The sequence below is a fragment of the Spirulina sp. CS-785/01 genome, from assembly GCF_028330525.1.
GTDB lineage: Bacteria > Cyanobacteriota > Cyanobacteriia > Cyanobacteriales > Spirulinaceae > JAQMSD01.
This window is the reverse complement of record NZ_JAQMSD010000038.1, coordinates 1-5,957: the sequence shown is the minus strand read 5'-3', so window position 1 is coordinate 5,957 and position 5,957 is coordinate 1. Positions and strand designations below refer to the sequence as shown.

Annotated in this window: 5 protein-coding genes; 2 read left to right on the top strand and 3 right to left on the bottom strand. The window is 46.4% G+C overall.

Annotated elements, in window-relative coordinates; all coding sequences use genetic code 11:
• The coding region (locus PN462_RS01795) for a hypothetical protein (protein ID WP_272126164.1) at nt 1-195 on the top strand (195 nt) is incomplete at its 5' end.
• A 15-nt stretch (nt 196-210) separates the two neighbouring features.
• Here PN462_RS01795 and PN462_RS01790 read toward each other — a convergent pair.
• Nucleotides 211-1,755, bottom strand: a complete 1,545-nt coding sequence (locus PN462_RS01790) for an iron uptake porin (protein WP_272126163.1) — start codon at nt 1,753-1,755, stop codon at nt 211-213.
• A gap of 110 nt (nt 1,756-1,865) precedes the next feature.
• Here PN462_RS01790 and PN462_RS01785 point away from each other — a divergent pair, with 110 nt between their 5' ends.
• Nucleotides 1,866-3,008, top strand: a complete 1,143-nt coding sequence (locus PN462_RS01785) for an IS4 family transposase (protein WP_272126162.1) — start codon at nt 1,866-1,868, stop codon at nt 3,006-3,008.
• 602 nt (nt 3,009-3,610) lie between these two features.
• On the opposite strand, the gene PN462_RS01780 is transcribed toward PN462_RS01785, so the two are convergent.
• A complete protein-coding gene (locus tag PN462_RS01780; protein ID WP_272126161.1) occupies nt 3,611-4,405 on the bottom strand; it encodes a hypothetical protein in 795 nt (264 codons plus the stop codon).
• A gap of 110 nt (nt 4,406-4,515) precedes the next feature.
• Nucleotides 4,516-5,157 (bottom strand): hypothetical protein, encoded by a 642-nt coding sequence (locus PN462_RS01775; RefSeq protein ID WP_272126160.1) that lies wholly within the window; start codon nt 5,155-5,157, stop codon nt 4,516-4,518.
• Nucleotides 5,158-5,957: the final 800 nt, after the last annotated feature.

Sequence of the window (5,957 nt, the reverse complement as noted above, 5' to 3'; positions counted from 1 at the left end):
TGGTCTATGCGTAGCCTAAGAGGTTGTGAGTCTCAGCCGCATCGTTCGCGCAGCGTCTCCGCAGGAGAAGCGGTATCGACTCACCCGCTTTCCTCCCCCACCTGTTCCGAGGTGGGGGAGTCCCGCGGCTCTTTTGTTGAGCAAGTCCTCTTAACCTGTTTTCAACAGGCTTCCGCTATTAGCCTTGGGGTTTAACCCAAGGTGAGTTGCTCAAAACGAAAACGTAGTCCGCAATCCTACAATCAAAATTGGATCACTCCCGGCATTATGACCCGGATTAAACAACAAAATTGCCCCAGGAGTGAGGGTAATATGGCGAGATAGCCGCGATCGATAAAACGCCTCTAAATGATAGGTACTATCTCGCCGTCCCCCATTGGTATTGGTGACTAAATTCCCCTCAAAAATGCTCGGTAAATTGCCTGCTAAAAACCCATCAACCGTTAAATTACTCTCCGTAATCCGAGGGGGAACGCCAAAGAAAATCCCGCCATAATTCCCCTCAGCAAAGAGATCAGGAAATTGCAAGGAGACCATCCAGTTATTGGTTTGTACCGACCCCGCAAAATTCACCTGGCGCGAGGTGGTAAACCCCACCCAACCCCCCAAAGTCACATCCTCAGTAATTGCCCAGTTGACCGTTGCGCCAAAGGCATCGGTGTTAAATCGTGCGGCGGTAAACGAGGAAATATCACTATCACCCACCCCAGTGAGCAGTCGTCCCGCGTTAGAGCCAGAATAGGAGTTCAAATAATACAGCGCCACGTCAATCGTCTCGGTGGGGGTAAGGAAGGCTTGTACCCCGGCTATATAACTATCATTGAACAGACCTGCTGTGGACGTATTGGCGAAGGGGACGGCATACAACCCTTGGAGGCTGATTTTTTGGGCGGGTTGCCAGTCGAAGCCAATTCCGGCGGTGGTTGCACCGATTTGTTTGATGGGGTTGCGTTGGGCAAAGCGGGAGAGGGGGCCAAACCCGGCACTTTCGACCCGTGAGGGACCACGGAAGACGCTGACGGGGTTTACACCAGCCGGGCCCACAATCATCGCTAGGTTATCGGTGACGAGTTGGCGATAGCTGGCATCGGTGAGGATGAGGCCATTGTTGGTGTTGGACTCGTAGCCAAGGCGGGTAAAGTTGTTATTGAGCAGACCAAAGTTACTGGTGAAGTCGCTGGTGTTGAGGTTTCCGGCTTGTATTCCCGTTAGGAGGAAGCTGCGGGGATTGAATTGGGTTAATAGGGTCAGTTGGGCGTTATAGCCAAAGCTGATTTCGTCGTTGGGGTCGGGGGTGTCGGGGTTGCCGTCTCTGCCAAAGGTCTCGTCGGCTTTTTGGGCATCGGCGCTGTTGCTGAAGCGGCCTTGGAGTCCCATTACAACTTGACCGTAGAGTTTGGTGGTGGTGGAAAATTGACTATCGCTGAGGAAGTTGACTCGGCTTTCGAGGTTATTGATTTGGCTGTCGAGGGTGGCGAGTTCGGCTTCAAACTCTTGGGTTAGACGGCGCAAGATGTCTAAGTCGGCACGGGTGACAATATCGGCGTTTTCTGTGAGCAGGGTTTCCAGGGTGTTGGCGCAGGCGTTGAGTCCGGCGGCGAATTCGTAACGGTTGAGGGGGCGTTGGCCTTGGAATGTGTTGTTGGGGTAGCCTTGGAGACAGTTATACCGTTGGATGAGGTCGTTTAGGGCGGTATAGGCCCAATGGTTAGGAGCAACATCCCTCAATTGATTTACCTCGGTCACTTGTCCCATCGGGCTGACGGGGTGACAACAGGAGCGAAAGTCAGGCGTAGTGGGCAAGAGGGAGAAAGTATGATATAAAAAAAATCGGCCGTGAGTAAAAACCCAGACCGCCAAAAATAATGTTACCTAAATTATACCATAGCTATATTAGTCCATACTTAAATGAGAAGCAAATCCTAACGCTAGAAATGTTAGTGGGCTTACTGCAAAATCAGAAGGAAGTGAGAATAGAAAGATTAGCGAGTCATTTTCCCTTACCGATAAAATATGAAAGTCGTCGCCGTCATATCCAAAGATTTCTCAAACAAGTAAAGCTATCAGTGACATCTATCTGGCTGCCCTTGATTCAAGGGATTATTCAAAGCCAATTTTCAGAAGAGCAAACCGTCTATATAGTGCTAGATAGAACGCAATGGGCAGAAAGGAATCTCTTTATGGCTGCGAGAGTAATGGGAAAAAGAGCGATTCCGATATATTGGCAATTTTTAGAGAAAAAAGGAGCGAGTAACTTAGAGGAACAAAAGGCTTTATTACGTCCAGTCCTCAAGGTACTTAAAAAATATCAAGTCATCGTATTAGGGGATAGAGAATTTCATAGTGTCAAGCTAGCCAACTGGCTCATACAGAAGAAGGTAGGATTTGTTTTGAGACAAAAAAAAGATACCAATGTGCAATGGTCGGGAGAGAGTAAACAACAATTACAAGAGTTAGGGATAAAACCGGGAAAGCAACTCTTTTTATCCGAGATACAAGTGACCCATCAAGAAGAAGGGAAGGACTTATCGTTAGCGTTGTATTGGAAAAGAAAATACCGAGGGAAAGGAGAAAAAGAACCTTGGTATCTCTTGACGAATTTACCCGATGTAGCCACAGCGATAAAAGCCTATAAAAAGCGGGTTGGAATAGAAGAAATGTTCAAAGATTGTAAAAGTGGTGGCTATAATTTAGAAGGCTCAAAGGCTAATATAGAACGCTTAACTCGTTTAGTGTTACTAATAGCGATCGCCTATACTTTATCTACCTTCAAAGGAGAGTCAATTAAACGCAAAGGTCAGCAAGCCTACATTGGTCGCCAGAGAAAAGTTAAGGGCAAAGTGAGCAAGAATAGTAACTTTTGGCTCGGTTTATATGGACAAAATTGGGTCGGAGCTTGGGATAGGTTTAAGGATTGTGTGGTCAAATTGATGGCACTCAGTCCCAATAAATTGCTATTTTACCAAAGGGGGTTAAAAGCTAAAACCGCCATTCAGCAAGCATTGTAGCTTCCTTGTCACCCCGTCAGCCCATCGGGTCAGGGGTGAGGAGGTCGGGGGTTTGGGCGGTAGCAGGGTTCGCTAGGGCGAGGGTGATGATAGTGGTTAATGGAATTGGGTGTATAGACAGGTTCACGGTGACAATGTGTTTTTTTGCAGGTTTAGAAACCGGGTTTCTGCGTTCAATTTGGGATTTAAACCAAGGTTGAAAAAAAAGAAACCCGGTTTCTGGCTTTTGACAGGGTGGGGGCGGATGCAGCAGGGCGGCATGAACATTAGATATACTGTGGTTGATCCCCCCCAGCCCCCCTTAAAAAGGGGGGAGAGCAAAGTTTGGACTACATCTACATATTCGGTAGGGTGTGTTAGCGGAGCGTAACGCACCGTTTGGACTACATCTACATATTCGGTAGGGTGTGTTAGCGGAGCGTAACGCACCGTTTGGACTACATCTACATATTCGGTAGGGTGTGTTAGCGGAGCGTAACGCACCGTTTGGACTGTGGGATGGTGCGTTACGGCGGAGTGAATATTAATCGGTTGAAATTGACCATCCATCGCCGCCTAACGCACCCTACCCGTTTTCTGGCTTTTGACAGGCATTGTGTGGGTTATTGATACAGCCCCGGTGTCCAGGTGGGGATGATGCGGGTATGCACCCCGTTGGGTCGGAATTGTTGGGCTTGTTGCTCTTGGGAACGCAGCAGCGCTTGTCCCACGCCACCGGGTTCGGTCAGGGGTTCAGGGGTGGTGAAGTTGGTGGCGGTGAGTTCGGGAATTGTAGTGGTGGGTGGTGTAACCTGGGCGGGTGGGGTAACTGGTGCGGGTGATGCGGGTGGGGTAACAGATGTCGTTGGTGGGGTAACTGATGTCGTGGGTGGGGTAACTGGGGTAGGTGATGCGGGGGGTGCAGGTGGCGCTGGGGGTGTGGGTGGTGTGGGTGGGGTGACAGGGGCTTCAAACGAGAACCCGTCGAGGGTGGTGGGTGTATTCAGGGTGATTGTGCCGTCCGTAATGTTTCTGGAAACGTTGCTACCAGCAGTCCAAGCTGAATCTACCGTCAAGTCAAGGTTGCCTGTAAATGGGGTCGATGTGCCGTTCACATAAGCGTTACCTGTAAAATCATTATTGTTGAAAGATTGAAACGTCGTTGTTCCAGGCGTAGTGCTGGCCTCATTATTAATCTCTCCTGCTGCAAATGGTCCAGTATAAACGCCATAGGGGGTAATGAGTGTCCCAGTTGGATTGTGTATGATATCGAAAGAAAGAAGACCAGAAACACTGCCCCCCGTCACATTGATCGTAACTTGCGCTTCACTTGGTGTAGCCCCGATTAATACTGAACCCAAACCGATACCAGCAGAAAGAGAAAGAGCGACACATTGAGTTGAAAAGAGTGATTTCATTGTTTTTAGGATGTTGGAATTTTTAATGTGAACAGAAAGGTAAAAATGTTTTGAGAAGGACTGCATTTAGCAGGGAAATAGCCTTTTCAGCTTTATTGTTTACTTCTCCTTTAATCTTCTTGTAAAACATTCATCATTTGATTTAGCTGAGGAAGCTCTCCTACAAAAGGAAAGTTAAAGCCTTGAAAATTAGCTCCTGTTGCAATATTCCAAGACCAGTAAAACCTATAGTCGTGAAAAAAATATTGCTGATTAATGCTGTACACCAAAATAACCATGAATTCCAAAATAATGTCTATCTCATGATTTGCTGGCTGATCAAATAGCATTGGTCTTTGTAAATGGTTATTTGCAACCCTCACTAGCTCACCATTTTCGACTATTTGCCCATTATTAGAGTAAACAGCTAAACACTCTAAATCTGGAAGTTGTGGTTGCAATGGTAAGGTTGTTATTTGTATGAAAGGATTATAATCTGCCGCTTGTTGATCTGGAGGTTGACACAAGTGATCTATAAACCACCCTTGTTGATTCAGATTAAAAGATTGCACTTTAAACCCTTGAATTGGATTATTGTTCCAACCCAATAAATCATTTATAGCATTGATCTGATTTATTGCGTCTCCGTTATGTCGAACCCGACATAACTGTAAAAAACCTGCATTAGTGAAATTTTCCACTAATCCAATATTATTTATAACCCCTAGAAATACTCCTTGTGTATGACCAGGATTGTATTGTATTACATTCATTTTCTTCTCCTTAAAGTTTCGTTGGTAGTAGTTGGTAGGGTGGGCAATGCCCACCCTACATCTAAGTTATTTTCAACATTTTTCCTCCCAAAAAAAACAACAACAAAAGAGCCGGATGAGCCAAACGCTCACCCGGCCAAAGCCAGAATCAAAAGCTAAATATTCTCCGACTAAAAAATAGTCTCGGCAGACTGTCGCCCCACCCCTTAAATCGAGGGCAACATCCACCCCCCCCCTACAGCCATGAGGGTTTCAGCCAACGCCGCCGCCCACACTAGGGGCGATACAGGAACGTCTGGAAACCCAAATTTTTGATCATTGGATCGGTAGCACATCGGGGGGGGAAATAATGAAATAGTAATGTATTGAAACAATCCTAAATATAAGTTAAGTTAATGAGCAAAGGGGTGTCAAGGGTGTGTGATCAATATCACAACACATTGTGATGTTAAAACCTTGTACACCAGAAACCGGGTTTCTTTTTTTTTACTTTGGTTTATGTCCCAAATTGAATGCAGAAACCCGGTTTCTAAACCTTGGGGGGTAGAAAGGGTTAAAACCCACCTTGGGTTAAAACCCAAGGCTAATAGCTAAAACCCGTTGAAAACGGGTTGAGAAACTCACCTTGGGTTAAAACCCAAGGCTAATAGCTAAAACCCGTTGAAAACGGGTTGAGGTTTCTGGGTGGTTTTGTCGTACACCAGAAACCGGGTTTCTTTTTTTTACTTTGGTTTATGTCCCAAATTGAATGCAGAAACCCGGTTTCTAAACCTTGGGGGGTAGTTAAAACCCACCTTGGG

What these genes read in the sequence shown, in the direction of transcription:
- PN462_RS01790 (WP_272126163.1), bottom strand. Translation starts at nt 1,755, where the DNA reads ATGGGACAAGTGACCGAGGTAAATCAATTGAGGGATGTTGCTCCTAAC.
- PN462_RS01785 (WP_272126162.1), top strand. Translation starts at nt 1,866, where the DNA reads ATGTTACCTAAATTATACCATAGCTATATTAGTCCATACTTAAATGAG.
- PN462_RS01780 (WP_272126161.1), bottom strand. Translation starts at nt 4,405, where the DNA reads ATGAAATCACTCTTTTCAACTCAATGTGTCGCTCTTTCTCTTTCTGCT.
- PN462_RS01775 (WP_272126160.1), bottom strand. Translation starts at nt 5,157, where the DNA reads ATGAATGTAATACAATACAATCCTGGTCATACACAAGGAGTATTTCTA.